The 16,465-nt window shown below is 67.7% G+C and carries 16 protein-coding genes; 13 read left to right on the top strand and 3 right to left on the bottom strand.

The window, feature by feature from the left end; all coding sequences use genetic code 11:
• The 3 genes from O0J73_RS03430 to O0J73_RS03420 form a co-directional block, all read left to right on the top strand.
• Positions 1–505 (top strand): TonB family protein (locus tag O0J73_RS03430; protein WP_308308002.1); only part of this gene is annotated, 505 nt, incomplete at its 5' end.
• A gap of 42 nt (positions 506–547) precedes the next feature.
• Complete coding sequence (locus O0J73_RS03425) at positions 548–2,293, top strand: putative porin (protein WP_308308001.1); 1,746 nt, start codon at positions 548–550, stop codon at positions 2,291–2,293.
• A gap of 98 nt (positions 2,294–2,391) precedes the next feature.
• Complete coding sequence (locus tag O0J73_RS03420; protein WP_008264586.1) at positions 2,392–2,721, top strand: hypothetical protein; 330 nt, start codon at positions 2,392–2,394, stop codon at positions 2,719–2,721.
• Between the two features lie 28 nt (positions 2,722–2,749).
• Here the strand turns inward: O0J73_RS03420 and O0J73_RS03415 are convergent, their stop codons facing one another.
• The 3 genes from O0J73_RS03415 to O0J73_RS03405 form a co-directional block, all read right to left on the bottom strand.
• A complete protein-coding gene (locus tag O0J73_RS03415) occupies positions 2,750–3,148 on the bottom strand; it encodes an OsmC family protein (RefSeq protein WP_308308000.1) in 399 nt (132 codons plus the stop codon).
• Between the two features lie 61 nt (positions 3,149–3,209).
• Positions 3,210–3,890, bottom strand: coding sequence for a hydrolase (locus O0J73_RS03410; protein ID WP_308307999.1), 681 nt, complete (start codon positions 3,888–3,890; stop codon positions 3,210–3,212).
• A gap of 76 nt (positions 3,891–3,966) precedes the next feature.
• Positions 3,967–4,833 carry a pirin family protein gene (locus tag O0J73_RS03405; protein WP_308307998.1) on the bottom strand — a complete coding sequence of 289 codons (867 nt, stop codon included), beginning with the start codon at positions 4,831–4,833 and terminating at the stop codon, positions 3,967–3,969.
• A gap of 150 nt (positions 4,834–4,983) precedes the next feature.
• Between O0J73_RS03405 and O0J73_RS03400 the strand changes: the two genes are divergently transcribed.
• The 10 genes from O0J73_RS03400 (at position 4,984) to O0J73_RS03355 (ending at position 16,464) form a co-directional block, all read left to right on the top strand.
• Positions 4,984–5,910: a LysR family transcriptional regulator gene (locus O0J73_RS03400; protein WP_006448628.1), complete on the top strand. Its 927-nt coding sequence runs from the start codon at positions 4,984–4,986 to the stop codon at positions 5,908–5,910.
• 182 nt (positions 5,911–6,092) lie between these two features.
• Positions 6,093–6,596 (top strand): RNA polymerase sigma factor, encoded by a 504-nt coding sequence (locus O0J73_RS03395; RefSeq protein ID WP_006448626.1) that lies wholly within the window; start codon positions 6,093–6,095, stop codon positions 6,594–6,596.
• 82 nt (positions 6,597–6,678) lie between these two features.
• Positions 6,679–7,635 (top strand): FecR domain-containing protein, encoded by a 957-nt coding sequence (locus O0J73_RS03390; RefSeq protein ID WP_308307997.1) that lies wholly within the window; start codon positions 6,679–6,681, stop codon positions 7,633–7,635.
• 182 nt (positions 7,636–7,817) lie between these two features.
• Positions 7,818–10,940 (top strand): TonB-dependent receptor, encoded by a 3,123-nt coding sequence (locus O0J73_RS03385; RefSeq protein WP_308307996.1) that lies wholly within the window; start codon positions 7,818–7,820, stop codon positions 10,938–10,940.
• A 53-nt stretch (positions 10,941–10,993) separates the two neighbouring features.
• Positions 10,994–11,758: a Slam-dependent surface lipoprotein gene (locus O0J73_RS03380; protein ID WP_006448604.1), complete on the top strand. Its 765-nt coding sequence runs from the start codon at positions 10,994–10,996 to the stop codon at positions 11,756–11,758.
• Between the two features lie 90 nt (positions 11,759–11,848).
• Positions 11,849–13,303, top strand: coding sequence for a porin family protein (locus tag O0J73_RS03375; RefSeq protein ID WP_308307995.1), 1,455 nt, complete (start codon positions 11,849–11,851; stop codon positions 13,301–13,303).
• Positions 13,304–13,420: 117 nt separating this feature from the next.
• Positions 13,421–13,825 (top strand): response regulator, encoded by a 405-nt coding sequence (locus tag O0J73_RS03370; RefSeq protein WP_006448602.1) that lies wholly within the window; start codon positions 13,421–13,423, stop codon positions 13,823–13,825.
• A 9-nt stretch (positions 13,826–13,834) separates the two neighbouring features.
• Entirely contained in the window at positions 13,835–15,421 is a 1,587-nt protein-coding gene (locus O0J73_RS03365; RefSeq protein WP_308307994.1) for a PAS domain-containing protein, read from the top strand.
• A gap of 71 nt (positions 15,422–15,492) precedes the next feature.
• On the top strand, positions 15,493–15,834 hold the full coding sequence (locus O0J73_RS03360) for a type II toxin-antitoxin system prevent-host-death family antitoxin (RefSeq protein ID WP_006448599.1): 342 nt from the start codon (positions 15,493–15,495) through the stop codon (positions 15,832–15,834).
• A 3-nt stretch (positions 15,835–15,837) separates the two neighbouring features.
• Positions 15,838–16,464, top strand: a complete 627-nt coding sequence (locus O0J73_RS03355) for an AAA family ATPase (RefSeq protein ID WP_006448597.1) — start codon at positions 15,838–15,840, stop codon at positions 16,462–16,464.
• The last annotated feature ends 1 nt before the right edge of the window (position 16,465 follow it).

Raw genomic sequence — 16,465 nt, 5'->3', positions numbered from 1 at the left:
GCCCCCGCCACCGCCGGAAAAGCCGCCTGAGCCGGAAACGCCGGAAGAGACGGTACCCGAGCCGGAGCCGCTGGATCAGCCGACCCCGGCGGAAGAACCGACGCCGACCCCGGACAACGCCGACCCGGTAACGATGAATGCCGATGCACAGGCCGGCGGTGACAACTTCGGTATCCAGTCCGGCACAGGCGGTGGTGCGTCCGGCGTCGGCCGTGGCGGGGCCGGCAATGCCACCTACGGCCGCTACCTCGGCTACCTGATGCAGCAGGCGATCGCGCGCGACGACAAAGTCAAGCGCCTGGCGTTCCAGCTGCAGGTGAATGTGTGGCTGGCCGCCGATGGCCGCCTGGAGAAGGTCGAGCTGGTGCGTGGCAGTGGCAACGAGGAGGCCGATGCGGCCGTGCTCGATGCGCTGCGTCGCATCGGCAGGGTCGACCAGGCACCGCCGCCGTCGCTCGATTTCCCCGCCCGCGTCCTGATCCAGGGCCGCCGGCCCGGGGCCTGATTCCCGACTTCCGTGATTTCCACTCTTTCGATGAGAACCGTGATGAACGACCACGACCGCGCACGAACCGACTCCCGCCGCCCGCGGCCGGCCCGACGGGCGCTGCTGTGCTGCGCCGTGCTGCTCAGCCTGGCGGCCCCGGCCGGTGCGATGGCCGCAGAAACCACCATGGTCAAGCTGATCAAGGGCCTGATCGCCAGCGGCGCGCTGAAACCCGAAGACGGCCAGGCGCTGCTGGTGCAGGCCGAAGCCGAGGCGGCCGCCGCCCAACGCACCGCCGCCAGCGGTAGCGCGCCTGCCAGCGGCGGCGTGGCCCTGGAAGCCGGCGATGTGCGCGTGCCTTACGTGCCGCAGAGCGTGCGCGACGGCATCCGTGACGAGGTGCGCCAGGATGTGATGGCGCAAGCGAAGTCGGAAGGCTGGGCGGCGCCGAACGAAGTGGCCGAATGGACCAAGCGCATCAAGGTCACCGGTGACATGCGCGTGCGCAGCGAATCGCGCTTCTATTCCGAGCGCAACAGCGACATCGTGAGCAACTGGCCGGCGATCAATTCCGGCAATGGCTTCGATACCAACACCAACACCAACCTGCAGCTGCCGCCGCTGTTGAACAGCCGCCAGGACCGCCGCAACCTGTGGCGCATCCGTGCCCGCCTGGGCATCGAAGCGACCATCGGCCAGCACACCACCGCCGGCGTGCGCCTGGCCAGCGGCAGCAGCAATGGCCCGGTGTCGACCACCGAACAGCTGGGCGGTGGCCTGAGCAAGAAGGAAGTGTGGCTGGACCAGGCCTGGCTGGCCTACAGCCCGGCGGACTGGGTGACGGTGCGTGGTGGCCGCTTCGGCAATCCGTTCTGGACCAGCGATACGCTGTTCTCCAACGACCTGAACTTCGACGGCCTGGCCGCCAACCTTAAGTACGACTTCGACGGCGGTGACATCGACCTGTTCGGCAACCTGGCGGTGGTGCCGCTGGAGTACACCTCCGACAGTTCACCCAGCCAGAGCCGGGTCAAGACCCCGAACGAGAACAAGTGGTTGTCCGGTGCGCAGGTGGGCGTGAACTGGCGCTTCAGCGATGACAACGCGCTGCGCGCGGCGCTGGGCTACTACGACTTCAAGAACATCAGCGGCCGCCTGTCTTCGCCATGCGCGCTGTATGCAGGTGCGGTGGGCTGCGATACCGACTGGTCGCGCCCGGCCTTCATGCAGAAGGGCAACACCCTGATGCTGATCCGCGACATCGCGCGCAATCCGCTGGACCCGGCCAACACGCCCACCCCGCAGTACGTCGGCCTGGCCTCGGCGTTCCGCCTGGCCACGCTGAACCTGCGCTGGGATACGCAGCTGGCGCAGGGCATCGGCCTGCGCCTGGACGGTGACTACATCCGCAACCTGGCCTACGACAAGCAGGCGATGTTCAGCCGTGCCAACAATGGCATCGTCAACAACTACGACGCGGGCGGCACCGCCAGCATCAACACCTTCCGCAGTGGGGATACCGCATGGATGGTGCAGGCCACCTTCGGTGCCACCGAGCTGAGGGAGAAGGGCCAGTGGCAGGCACTGCTGGGCTACAAGCACATCGAGGCCGATGCGCTGCCGGATGCCTACAACGACCCCAACTTCCACCTGGGTGGCACCAATGCCCGCGGCTACTACGTGGGCGGTGCCTACGCGCTGGATGCGCGCAGCTGGATCAGCGGCAAGTGGATGGCGGCCAAGGAAGTGTCCGGTGCGCCGCTGTCGATTGACGTGTTCCAGCTGGAGTTCAATACCGGCTTCTAGCCGGATCGCGTGATGCAGATCACGCCGGGCGTGGCGGGGGCGCAGCGATGCGCCCGTCTAAGGAAAGGAGACCACGCGTTGCACCAAAGGAGGAGTGGATGAGCCGTCGCAAGCTGTTTGAAAGTCCTGAACCGTCCAGCCAGGTGCTGGGTATCGGGCCGGCCTATGTATCGGTGGAAGGGCTGCGCCAGCATCTGGCGGAGTTCCTGCTGTATGCCGGCCGGCCGGTGGTGATCATGCGCGGGCGCAGCGAAGTGGGCTACTTCCTGCCGGCGCGCTGCTGGCGCCAGCGCGATGACGATCCGCTGGCGGCGGCGGCTGCCGACCAGCTGCTGGATGCGGCCGGTTTCCAGGCCGAGGACATCCAGCAGGTGGAGCAGGAGTTCAACGCCATGCGCCAGCGCACCGTGCTGCATTCACGGCGCTGAAGTGGATCCACGCCACGCGTGGATGGGGTTACGCCGCACCCCCGCGCTCACTGGTGATGCGTGCACCCTCGCGCATCACCAGGGTCACCGGGGTCTTCTCCACTACCTCCAGCAACCGCTGCCACTGTGCATCGCTCAGCTCCGCGCTGGCATGCAGTACGCGGTGCACGTGGAAGCGTCCATCCTCGTCACGCTCGGAGCGTAGTTCGGCATGGAACTCACCCCGCTCCCAGCCCTTGCGCTGCGCGTACATGCGCAGGGTGATGGCGGTGCAGGCCGCCAGCGAGGCCAGGTACAGGTCGAACGGAGCGAAGCCCTTGCCCTGGCCGCCCAGCGTTGCGGGCTCGTCCGCATCGACATCGAAGCTGCCATTGCTGATGTGGTGCAGGTAGTTGCCGCCGGTTGAAACAATGCGTGCGTAGGCCATGGGGATCTCCTCTGTAGCGCCGGGCCATGCCCGACGCGTTGCACTCTACCGCCTTGCGCGCTCAGCTGCGCTGCGAATCCAGCGGCTCGTGGTGCTTCTGCACGTCCTGCGCCTTCAGGTAGCTCTCGATCAGCAGCTGGTAGTTCGGGAAGATCTTCGTGTAGACCTCGGCCCACTGCTGCGCATCATCGCGGTTCCAGCTGCGCTGGATCTCCGAGGCCACCGCGGCGGTGTCCATCGGCACCACGCCGGCCTGCACCACGCGCGCCAGGGTGATCTCCTCGGCCATCTTCGAATAGGTGCCCGAGGCATCGATCACCGCGAACACCTGGTAGCCGTCGGCGACGGCGGCGATCGACGGGAACGCCATGCACACGCTGGTGATGGTGCCGGCGATGATCAGCTGTTTGCGGCCAGTGGCCTTCACTGCGGCAACGAATTCGGGATTGTCCCAGGCGTTGATCTCACCCTTGCGCGCCACGTACTGCGCATGCGGGGCCGCGTCGTGGATCTCCGGGATCAGCGGGCCATTCGGGCCCTGCGGCACCGAGGCGGTGGTGATCACCGGCATCCCGGCCAGTGTGGCCATCTTCGCCAGTGCAGTGGCGTGGGCGCGCACGGTGCTGAACGGCATGTCTGCGATGGTCTGGAACAGGCCGCTCTGGTGGTCGATCAGCAGCATCGCGGCGTTGTCCGGATCGATCACCGGGCGGGCGCCGTTGAAGTTGGCGGGGGTGCTCATGGTCAGTCTCCTGTGGGGGAAGGGCCGATGTTGGCCCGTTGATGGCGGCGGGCCGGGGCCCGCCGCGTTGAAGCGCTCACTGCGCGATCTGGCCGAAGCGGCCGCTGTTGAAGTCGTTGACCGCCTGCGCGATCTCGGCCTGGCTGTTCATCACGAACGGGCCATAGCCCACCACCGGCTCGTCGATCGGTTCGCCGCTGAGCAGCAGCAGCGTGGCGTCGCTGTCGGCATCGACGAACACGTCCGTGCCAGTGCGGTCGAAGGTGACCAGCTGTGCCTCGCCGACCGGCGGGCCGCCGTTGATCCGCACCGAGCCCTTCAGCACCACCAGCGCCAGCGTGCGGCCATCGGCCACCGGCAGTTCGGCGTGGTGGCCCTGGCGCAGGCGGATGTCCCAGACATCCATCGGCGTGTGGGTGCGCGCTGGGCCGGCGTGGCCGTCGAAGGTGCCCGCGATGACCCGCACGCGGCCAGCGCCCTCAGGCAGGTCCACCGAGGGAATCCCTGCGTCGCGCAGGGTCTGGTAGCCTGGCGCGCCCATCTTGTCCCGGGCCGGCAGGTTCACCCACAGCTGCACCATGTCCAGCGTGCCACCGCGCCGGCTGAATTCCGGCGTATGGAATTCCTCGTGGAGGATGCCCGAGGCAGCGGTCATCCACTGCACGTCGCCCGGGCCGATGGTGCCGCCGGCCCCGGTTGAATCGCGATGGGCGACTTCGCCCTCATAGACGATGGTGACCGTCTCGAAACCGCGATGCGGATGCTGGCCGACGCCACGCGGGGTGTCGCTGGGCGCAAAGCTGTACGGGCCAGCGTAGTCCAGCAGTAGGAACGGGCTCAGGTGCTGGCCGTGCGTGTTGTAGGAAAACATCGAGCGGGCGGGGAATCCGTCGCCCACCCAGTGCTGGCGGGGCGCGCTGTAGGTACCGGTGACATGCTTCATGGCGACCTCCTGGCCGGGGCTGCCGGCCGCTGTTCTTCGTTGCGTGAGACGATATCGCCGAGACAATGAGGCCGGTAGACGCCACTATTTGCCGTCATAGTCCTATCTGGTGAACAATGGACCCAAGCCTTGCGCGCAGGAATTCGCCCCGTGTTCATTGCCGATATCCGCCGCTGCGATCTCAACGACCTGTTCTACTTCGCCATGGTGGTCGAGCACGGCGGCTTCTCGCAGGCCGGCCGGGCGCTGGCGATGCCCAAGTCGAAACTGAGCCGGCGCATCGCGCTGCTGGAGGAACGTCTGGGCGTGCGGCTGATCCAGCGTTCGACGCGGCGCTTCTCGGTCACCGAGGTCGGGCAGGACTACTATCGCCATTGCAAGGCGATGCTGGTCGAGGCCGAGGCCGCTGAAGAGGCGATCGCACTGTCCCGTGCCGAGCCGCGCGGCACGGTACGCCTGGCGTGTCCGATCGCGATCCTGCACGCGCGCATCGGCCCGATGCTGGCCGACTTCCTGGCCCTGCACCCGCAGGTGACGGTGCAGCTGGAGGCCACCAACCGCCGCGTGGACGTGGTGGGCGAGGGCGTGGACGTGGCGATACGGGTGCGGCCGCCGCCGCTGGAGGACAGCGACCTGGTGGTGCGCGTGCTGGCGCGCCGCGCCTGGTGCACCAGTGCCAGCCCGGCGCTGCTGGATCAGCTCGGCACGCCGCAGGTGCCGGCCGACCTGGCGACGATGCCGAGCGTCGATCTGGCATCGCCCAGCCAGCAGCACGTCTGGGAGTACACCGGGCCCGGCGGTGTGCAGGCCAGCGTGCACCATCGCCCGCGCCTGGTCAGCGATGACATGATCGCGCTGCGCGCCGCCGCGGTTGCAGGGGTGGGGGTGTTGATGCTGCCGCGGATGATGATCAGCGAGGAGCTGGCCCGTGGTGCGCTGGTGCCGGTGTTGCCCGAGTGGGTGCCGAAGCACGGCATCGTGCACGCCGTGTTCCCGTCGCGGCGCGGACTGCTGCCGGCCGTGCGGGCGCTGCTCGATTACCTCGCCGAGCGTTTCGAGGCGTTGGATGAACCGTAGGCTCCGCATCCACGCATGGCGTGGATCCACTGGATCCGCCGCCTGGTAGATCCACGCCATGCGTGGATGATCCTGGTGCCGCGCGACCGGCCTTCGCTTGCCGCCTGCGGCCACGCAGCCCACAATTCACCTCCGGACCGTCGCCATCACGCCCATCATTCCCCGGTCCGGCCTTGGCACCTATGTCTCCCAATGCCCTGGCGCTGGTCGAGCTGTTGATCCGCGAGCGCCGTGCGTTGTCTCGCTTCATCGCGCGCTACCTCGACCCGGCCAGTACCGAGGACACCCTGCAGAACCTGTACCTGAAGGCCAGCAGCGTGCCCGGCGATCCGCCCATCCTGGAGCCGCGTGGCTATCTGTACCGGATGGCCTATCACCACGCGCTCAACCGCAGCCAGGCCGATGCCCGCGAACGGCGCGCGATGGCCGAGTACGCCGCCGACATGGCCGGGGCCGGCCACGATGGCGAGGCGCAGGCGCTGGACCAGGCACAGCTGCGTGAGATCACCCAGACCATTCTGGCGCTGCCCGGGCAGGTGCGCGAGTGCTTCGTGCTCAACCGCTACCTGGGCCTGAGCGAGCGCGAGATCGCCACGCGCCTGGGAATTTCCAAGAGCCTGGTCGGCAAGCACGTACTGCGCGCGGCGCTGCTGATCCAGCAGCACCAGCAGGGAGCACGGCGATGAACGGCGATTGCCGTGGGCAGATCGCGCCCGCCGTTGTCACAACAGGAAAGCGCACCCGTTCGCGGTGCGGCAGGCCACAACCATGACCACGTCCGAACCCTCGCCGCGTCAGGCCAGGCAGGCGTTGCGCTGGGTGATCCGGTGCAGTGCAGGCCCGCTGCCCGAACGCCAGCAACGAACCCTGCAGCGCTGGCTGCAGGCCGATCCGTGCCATGCACTGGCCTGGCGCCAGCAGCAGGCCTTCTGGCAGGGGCTGGATGCCGCCGGGCCCGAGGTGCTGGCCGCGCTGCCCGGGCTGACCGCCGATCGCGAAGGGCTGCGGCCGCTGGCGCCGCGCCGCCGCCTGCCGTGGCTGCTGGCCTCGGCCGCTGCCGTGGTGTTGATGGTTGCCGCCGCACCGCACGCAATGCTGCTGGCGCGCAGCGACCTGCGCAGCAGCGATGCGCCGCGCGTGGTGCAGCTGGAAGATGGCAGCACTGCCGTGCTGGATGCCGGTACCGCGCTGGCCATCGAGTTCAATGGCCAGCAACGGCACCTGCGCCTGCTGCGCGGCCAGGCCTGGTTCCAGGTGGCACACGAGGCCCGGCCGTTCCAGGTCGAGGCGGCGGGTGGCAAGGTGCATGACATCGGCACCGCGTTCAGCGTGTCGATGCAGGACAGCACGGTCACCACCCAGGTCAGCGAGGGCGTGGTCGATGTGCGCCCGGGCGATGGCAGCGTGCAGCGCCTGCATGCGGGGCAGGCACGTGTGTTCCGTGACGGGCGCTGGCTGCAACCGCTGCAGCAGGTAGGTCCCGATGGCGTAGCGCCGTGGCGGCGCGGTGAAGTGGTGATCGACGATCTGCCGGCGGCACAGGCCATTGCCGATCTGGGGCGCTACCGCCGTGCACCGGTCTGGGTGCTGGGCGGGCAGGGTGCCCGCGTGCGGGTCAGCGGCCTGTTCCACCTGCAGCACCCGGAAACGGGCATCGATGCGGTGGCTGCACAGGCCGGGTTGCGCGTGCAGCGCCTGCCCGGCGGGGCGCTGGTGGTCTGGTGAAGCCCGGTTGGCGCAGCGTTGGATCGGCCACATGAAAAAAACATGAAAAAACCGTGGGCAGTCGCCGCATGCGGCTGTCTATAGAGGTATAGCCAGAGCGAAACACCGTTTTTCCTCAAGCCAGACATGCCACCGGCACCGGATGTGCCGGCGGTTCCGCCCCGCTTGAGGAGTTCCTGTCCATGCCGTCCACGGCATCCGCCTGTCACCGTCGCGCCACCGTCCTGGCCCTGGCCATCTCCACCGTACTGCTGCCGTTGGCCGGGGTGCCGACCGCGCAGGCGCAACCGGCGGTCGTCGCGCCGCTGCGCCAGTACGCCATTCCCGAGCAGCCGCTGGCCGATGCCGTGCGTGCGTTCGGCCGCCAGGCCGATGCCCAGGTGGTGTTCCGCAGTGACCTGGTGGAAGGCCGTCGTTCCAGTGCGGTGAGTGGCGAGTACAGCCAGATGCAGGCCCTGCAGCAGCTGCTGCGCGGCAGCGGGGTGCGCGCACAACGCGGCATGGACGGCACCTGGAGCCTGCGTGCCGCGGCGGAGGCGGGTGAGGGGGAAGGGGTGCGGGTGACCGAGACACTGGACGTGGCCGGTCGCCTGCAGTCGGAAGGGGGCGAGGCCCGCGATCGGCGCGGCTACGATGATGTGTTCGCGCTGGACCTGACCACGGGGTATTCGGGGCGCGACCGGGTGGAACGCTACCGCGGCTCCAACCCGGCCGACGTGGTCAAGGATCTGGTCGGCGTGTTCAGTGGCGATGCGCGCAACAGTGGCGCGCTGGACATCAACATCCGCGGCATCCAGGGGCCGGGGCGGGTGCCGGTCAGCATCGACGGGGGCGAACAGGCGTTGACCGTCTGGCGCGGCTACAACGGCGTCAGCAACCGCAACTACATCGATCCCAACCTGATTGGTGGCATCCAGGTCATCAAGGGGCCAGGGCTGGTGCGCGATGTGCACAGCGGGATCGGTGGCGCGCTGGTGATCAAGACCATCGATGTTGACGACATTGTTGCGGCCGGTGAGCGCTTTGGCGGGGAGCTGAAGATCGAAGGCAGCAGCAATGCGGTGGCGCCGCGCCTGCCGCGGCTGCATACCGGCGAGGACTACCGCACGGTACCCGGCTTCCCGCAGGGCTCGCCGAACTCGCCCTATGACGACCGCACCCTGGTGGTGCCGGTGAAGTCGCGCAGTGGCAACAACCCCTTCGATGGCGAGGACCAGGCCTGGCGCCTGGCGCTGGGCGTGCGTGGCGACAACGTCGACCTGATGGCCGCCTACGCCTGGCGCAAGCGCGGCAACTACTTCTCCGGCAGCAAGGGCAGCGGCTACTACGACCAGGACCCGCGCGAGAAGTACGAATACCAGGGCATCGACTACATCACCACGCTGGCGCGCTACTTCAAGCCGGGCGATGAAGTGCCCAACACCTCCAGCGAGCAGGAATCGTGGCTGGTCAAGGGCAGCTGGCAGATCAACGACGACCAGCAGTTGAAGGCCACCTGGCGGCGCACGCTGTCGCACTACGGCGAGATCATGCCGTCGCGGATCCTGTCCGCGCCGGACTATGGGCGCATCCAGTGGCCGCTCAGCCGCGTCGATTCGGATGCCTGGAACCTGGAGTACCGCTTCCAGCCAGCCGGCAGTCGTTGGCTGGACCTGTACGCCAACCTGTGGCGCACGGAAACGGAAAGCGACACCTACACCGCCGGTGGCTTTCCCAACTTCGCGGTGGGCAACCCGGCATGGAACCCGGACGCCAGCCCGATCCTGCGCAACACCGCGCTGGCCAACGCGCGCAACGACCGCACCGGCCTGATCCTGAGCAACCGTTTCGCACTGCATTCGACCCTGGACCTGACCGTGGGCGGCAACTGGCAGTACGAGAAGCTCGGCTCGACCGATCCGTATTTCGGTACCACCGATGGCTGGCGCATGTTCCCGCGTGCCGGGCGCCGCCAGGAGGGCGAAGGCTACCTCACCCTGGAGTGGCGTCCGGTGGACTTCCTCACCCTCAACGCAGGCGTGCGTTACAGCCGCTACTGGGCCTTCGATGATTTCCTCGAGGCGCACCCCGAGCTGCTGACCAAGGGCGTAGGTGGCAAGGAAGCGCAGTACACCGTGAACGAGTTGCTGCCCCGTCCGGCAGACCTGCAGTCACGCATCGATGCACTGGAAGCGCGCCGCGCCGTCTGGGAAAAGCGGGGCATGGGCTGGTTCATCGACCAGAGCATCCGCAACCTGCTGGCGCCGTATGAGACCCCGCGCCCGGTGCAACATACCCGGCCCTGGCTGCCCGATGCCGATGGCAACTACACGCGCGCAGGCAACCCCTGCCTCAATGGCGAAGTGGCGGCCATTCCCGGCGTGCAGCCGGTGTTTGCCGGCAGCGACCAGGTCTGCAACATCGGCAACAGCGTACAGTCGCGGCCGGTGGATGGGCGCAACAGCCGCCGGCGCGACCATGCCTGGCTGCCGACCTTCTCGGCCACGGCTCACCTGTCTCCGGCCGCGCGCGCCTACGTGCGTTACAGCGAAGCAGTGCGGTTCCCGAGCATGTTCGAAAGCACCATCGCCTTTTCCGGCAGCCTCAATCCGCTGTACGCGCTCAAGCCCGAGCACGCCTACAACTACGAGATCGGCTACGTGCACAACCTGTCGGCCCTGTTCGGCAACACCGCCGATGCCGACGTCAAGCTGGCCTACTACGTGCACAAGACCCGGGACGTGATCGAGCGCGACGGCAACTTCCTGTTCGACAACATCGACAAGCAGACCATCCGCGGCATCGAGCTGCAGGCGCGCTTCGACAACCGGCGCTTCTTCACCGATCTGGGCATCACCCGCACGCTGGAAAACGAAGTGTGTGACGAGAGCACGGCGGTGCTGCTGGACGCGAACCGCGGCCTGGTGCCGAACTGCGTGCAGGACGGCTTCGTCGGTGGCTACCTGCTGACCCAGGCCATTCCCAAGCTGTCGATCAACTGGTCGCTGGGCACGCGCCTGTTCGATGAGCGCCTGGAACTGGGCAGCCGCATCGTGCACTACCAGCGCCACGAGAACCCTGACCTGCAGGCCTACCGTGACCGCCTGCTGAGCGGCGGCAGCGGCCTGCTCTGGCAGAACGTGCCGTTCACCTGGGGAAACATCACCACCGTCGATGCCTATGCGCGCTGGCGCTTCAACGAGCATGCCAGCGTCGAACTGGTCGGCAGCAACCTCGGCAACCGCTACTACGTCGATCCGGCCACACGGTCCACGCTGCCGGCGCCGGGCCGCACCCTGAAGCTCGGCGTCACCGCGCGCTTCTGATCTCCCACTTTCAAGCGTTGTACCCGTAGTTCCCTCAATCAAGGAGCAATACCATGAAAATGATCTCCCGTTCGGTTCTCGCCGTTGCCGCCTCGCTGGCTCTGGCCGGTGCCGCGCATGCTGCCGATATCGTCGGTGCCGCCAGCGCCAAGACCGATGCCGAGCTGTACGTGGCGGTGGGCGAATCGCAGGTCAATGGCGGCCCGCACCGCGCTGGCAAGGCCGGTATCGGTGTCGGCACCGTGTCCCAGGCCAAGCCGGTGGACTTCCAGGGCCTGAGCGCTTACTCGGCACCCACCACCGTCAATGGCGTGACGGTACGTACCCTGGCCATGCCGATCACCGGCGCACCGGGCAGCCACGCCGGCATGGGCCACTTCAACTTCGTCAAGGTCGGCAGTGGCGATGTCTGGTTTGGTGAATGGTCCAAGGATGGCGCCGCCGGTGGCTTCAACAACCGCCAGGTCTACTTCGTCGGTGACCGCGCCGGCACCACGCTGCCCGCCGGTGTGGCGTCCTACACCGTGGCTGGTCTGAACAAGTTCAACGGCAGCAACCTGCTGAGCGGCACGTTCGATGCCGACTTCGGTGCCGGCACCCTGGACGGTGCACTGTCCGGCAATGGCCTGAACCTGGCCATCGTTGCCAACATCAACAGTGCCGACGCATCGTTCGCCGGTTCGGCCAACGTCAATGGCAGCGTCAACGGCACCACCCAGGGCCAGTTCTTCGGCGCCAACGCCGCCACCCTGGCCGGCATCGCCACCTTCGCCGGCAACAGCCAGTACGACACCGCCTTCGGCGGCAGCAAGAACTGATTGCCACGCCCCTGACGGGGCAGGGCAGGGACAAGCCGCGATCCGCCAGTCCCTGCTTCGGCCCGCTGCATGCACCACCACGGATCGACCATGCGCCATCCCATCTTCCTTGTGATCCTGTTGCTGGCCGCTGCCGATGTGCGCGCCCAGCAGGATGACCTTCGTCGCGTGCTTGAGCAGGGCAGCGAACTGCGCCACCAGCAGCAGGACCAGCAGCGCCTGCGGCAGGCCGAGTCGGAGCGGCCGACCATCACCATCGACGGCCAGACCCTGCGCGTGGAGCGCACCGTCGACGATCTGGGCCAGGCGCTGTACCTGTCGCTGCAGCATCAGCAATGGGGCGCCGCGCAACGCTTCCTGGATGAATACATCGAACTGCCCGGCCACGACCCGTTGCTGCGCCACTACGCGCAGGGCGGCCTGGCGCGGGTAGCCGGCAACCACCGCCGCGCGGCCAACGAATACGAGGCGCTGCTGCAGGCACAACCGGATTTCCTGCCGGCCCGCCTCGAACTGGCGCGGGTCTATGCCGAAGATCAGCGCGACCGCGATGCCGTGGCGTTGTTCACGGCCATCGCTGGTGGCATCAATGCCGACGACCCCGCCACCGCAGGTGTGCGCGGACGGGTGGACGCCTACCTGGCTGCGCTGCAGGCGCGCCAGCGCTGGAAAGGAGCGCTGGCCGCCGGCCCGGCATGGAGCGACAACATCAACCGAAGCTCGGCCAGCCGCACCTGCCTGTTCGGCATGGGCGAGACCTGCATCATCCAGCGCAATCTTCCCGATGCCCAACGCGCGATGGGCCTGGACTACGACGGCAACCTGGAACGTCGCTGGGCGCTGGCCGGTCATCATGGCGTCTATGTGCGCGGGCTTGCGTTCGGCCAGGCATGGCGCGGGCACAGCGCCTACAACGAGCTCAATGCGAGTGTGCAGGCCGGCTACAGCTGGCGCAGCGCCCGGCATACCCTGCAGATCGCGCCGAGCTATGACTACCAGGGCCTGGGCAATCGAGCTCTGCAGGGCGGCAGCGGGCTGCACGGCGAATGGCAATATGCGCTGGACGCGCGCAGCCTGCTCAAGCTGGAGGCTGACTGGAAGCGCCAGCGCTATCGCCAGCGTGGCCTGGCCAGCAATTACGACGGTGAGTTGGCTGCGGTGTATGCCACCTGGTTCCGTGCGCTCAACCCGCGCTGGACCCTCTTTGCCGGACTGGACCTGAGTGACAGCCGTGCCGCCAATCCGGCCAACGGGTACCGCCAGCGAGGCCTGCGCCTGGGGGCCGCGCGCCAGTGGCCGGGTACCACCGCCACCGTGTTCGTTTCATTGCGCGAGCGTGACTACGATGCCTGGAGCCCGTTGCTGGAGGCGCGGCGCGAGGACAGCGAACAGAACCTCATCGCCATTGTGCGCAGCGAACGGCTGGCGGTCGCCGGGCTGGTGCCCAGCCTGAGCCTGCGTTACGCGCGCATCGACAGCAATGTCGGCTGGCTGTACAGCCACGACCGCAGCCTGCTCAGCCTGAAGTGGGAGCGCGCGTTCTGAGATAGAGGCCGGCAGTCTCCGCTCTTCATCGATCGTCACGTGCTCTTGTAGGCCGGATCGCGCATCCTGCCCTCGTTGCGACCGCAGGCGGGTCGCGTGCATCGAGGAGTGCAGGGCGTGCTGGAAGCCGGTAACAAACCAGAGGGCCTGAAAGGGCTGCGCGTGCTGGTGGCGGAAGATGAATTCGCCATCGCGATGTTCCTGGTCGACTACCTGGAACTGAAGGGCGCACAGGTGATCGGCCCTGCCGGTGACCTGCAGGCATTGGGGCAGCTGGTCGACACCCATCCGATCGACGTCGCATTGCTCGACATCAATCTCGGCGGCGAACAGGTCTATCCATTGGCCGATCGCCTGGCGGAGGCAGGGACGCCGTTCCTGCTCACCTCCGGTTACGACGACAACCTGCCGAGCCGTTTCGCCACGGCCCCGCGCTGCACCAAGCCCTATCACATCGAAGCCCTGGTCCAGCAGCTGGCCGGGCTTGTCGCTGCACCGCAGGCGTCTGCGGGCATCGCCTGACCGGGCTGTATGGGGCGCCGTATCGAAGGTTTCCACACCGCCGACCGGCAGGCCGGCATGCCGCCGGCGCTGCGACTGCACGCCCGACTCGATGGGATGGCTGCGCGCATTGCCCGCCATGACTGGGCGTCCACGCCCCTTGGCGGGATGGACCGCTGGCCGCCGCACCTGCGCGCCACGGTGGACCTGATGCTGGCCCACGGCTTCCCGATGATCGTGCTGTGGGGCGAGCAGCTGGTGCAGCTCTACAACGACGGCTATGCCGAGATCCTCGCCGACAGGCATCCGGCCGGGCTCGGCCAGCCGACCCGCGAGTGCTGGCCCGAGGTCTGGCACATCAATGGGCCGCTCTATACCCGGGTCTGGCAGGGCGAAACCCTCACCTTCGAGGACAAGCTGTATCCGTTGGCCAGGCACGGCCGCCTGGAGGATGTCTGGTTCACCATCACCTACAGCCCGATCCGCGGCGAGCAAGGGCGCATCAACGGCGTGCTGGTGACCATGTTCGAGACCACCGCCGCGCATCTGGCACAGGCCGCACGCGAGCGCGAAGAACTGCGTCGGCGCGAGAGCGAGCGTCGCCTCGAGCTGGCCTTCAGGATGTTGCCGGTGGGGTTGTGCATTGTCGATCTGGACGGTCGCATGCTGTTGTCCAACGACCAGATGCGCGCCTATCTGCCTACCGGCAAGGTGCCCTCGGCCGATGCAGACAACCAGCACCGCTGGCGGGGCTGGCACGCCGACGGCAGCGCGATCGGGCCCAATGATTTCGCCATTGCCAGGGCGATGCGCGGTGAAACCGTGGTGCCGGGGCTGGAGTTCCAGTACCTGCATGACGATGGGCGCGCGCGCTGGACGCGGGTTGCCGCTGCGCCGTTGCGCGATGCCGATGGCGAGGTCAGCGGCGTGTTCGCCATTGCCGTGGACATCGACGACCTCAAGCGCGCCACCGAGCGCCAGTCGGTGCTGCTGGCCGAACTGCAACACCGGGTGCGCAACATCATGTCGACCATCCACGCCCTTGCCTGGCGCACCCGCGCGTCGGTCGGCAGCGTGGATGAATATGCCGAGCGCCTGTGCGGGCGCCTGATGTCGCTGGCGCGTACCCAGAGCCTGCTGACCCGCGGCGCCAACGCCGGGGTCTGCCTGCGCGGCATGCTCAACGAGGAAATCGCGGCGGAGACGCCGTCGATGGCCGCCTACTGCCTGCAGGGCGAGGATGTGCTGCTGCCGCCCAAGGCGGCCGAAGTGCTGTCGCTGGCCATCCATGAGCTGGCCACCAATGCACTCCGGCATGGTGCGCTGAGCCATGACAGCGGCCGCGTCGAGGTGTCCTGGCATCTTCAGGTACAGGATGAACACCCCTGGCTGGGCCTGCACTGGTGCGAGCGCCATGCCGAAGTAGAGGGCTGGGCGCTGCCCCGGCAGCGCGGCCTGGGCCGTACCCTGATCGAGCAGCGCGTGCCGTATGAACTGGCCGGGACTGGCGAGCTGCGCTTCAGCCCACAGGGGCTGGATGCCTGGATCCGGTTCCCGCTGCGCGAGCGCGACAGCCTGCTGCAGACCGATGCGCCGCAGCCCGGGCCGGCCCGGTGAAACCCGGTTTATCCCCAATTTGGCCAAATTGGGTATAGTGGCCATAGTCCACCTCTACCCGGAGCTGTGCCATGACCCTGCCGCTGGATCTGCCCGGCCTTGAAAAGGCACCGGCCTCGTCGGTGAAGACCCGCGGTTGGCCGAGCCTGATGCGCACCGTGCGCGAGAAGCAGGCGCTGGTCATCACCAACCACAACCACCCCGAAGCGGTGATCGTGGACATCCGTACCTACCAGGAACTGCTGGCCAAGGCGGCCGGCGGTGATGCCGGTGAACGCAGCGAACAGCTGATGCGCCTGCGCAGCGAGTTCGACCAGACCCTGGCCGGCCTGCAGCGCGGCGAGGGGCTGGGCAAGGTGCTGGGCCAGCCGATCCGTCGCGGCCGCAAGGTCACCCTCGGCCGTCCGCTCTGACCGATGGGGCGGATCCTGGTGCTGGCCGGCGTCAATGGCGCCGGCAAGAGTTCGCTGCTGGGCACCTGGCTGGAGGCCGAAGGGCTGAGCTGGTTCAACCCGGATTCGTTCACCCGGCGCCTGGTGGAAGCTGGCTGGCCGTTGCCCGAGGCCAACGCCGAAGCCTGGCAGGAAGGCACCCGTCGCCTGCGCCAGGCGATGGCCGACGGCACCGACTTCGCTTTCGAGACCACGCTGGGCGGCAACACCATTCCGCGCCTGCTGCGCGAGGCCTGCGAACGGCACCACGTCGCGATCTGGTTCTGTGGCCTGGCCAACGTCGAGCTGCACATCGCCCGCGTGGCCGCGCGGGTGGCTGCTGGTGGTCACGACATTCCGGTCGAGAAGATCCGCGCGCGTTTTGATTCCGCGCGCGAGAACCTGCTGGACCTGCTGCCGCACCTGGCCGAACTGCATGTCTACGACAACAGCGCCCCGGCCGATGCCGAGGGCTGTGTCGAACCGCTGCCGGTGCTGGCAATGGCGCAGGGCCAGCTGCAATACCCGGTGTCGGTGGCCGAACTGCTGCACACCCCGGACTGGGCCAAGCCCATCGTGATGCGCGCGATGGAATTGAACGCCACACCGTAGA

Source organism: Stenotrophomonas sp. Sm6012, assembly GCF_030985895.1.
Lineage (GTDB): Bacteria > Pseudomonadota > Gammaproteobacteria > Xanthomonadales > Xanthomonadaceae > Stenotrophomonas > Stenotrophomonas forensis.
Note: the sequence above shows the minus strand (reverse complement) of the source record. Positions and strands in the feature narration are given on the sequence as shown.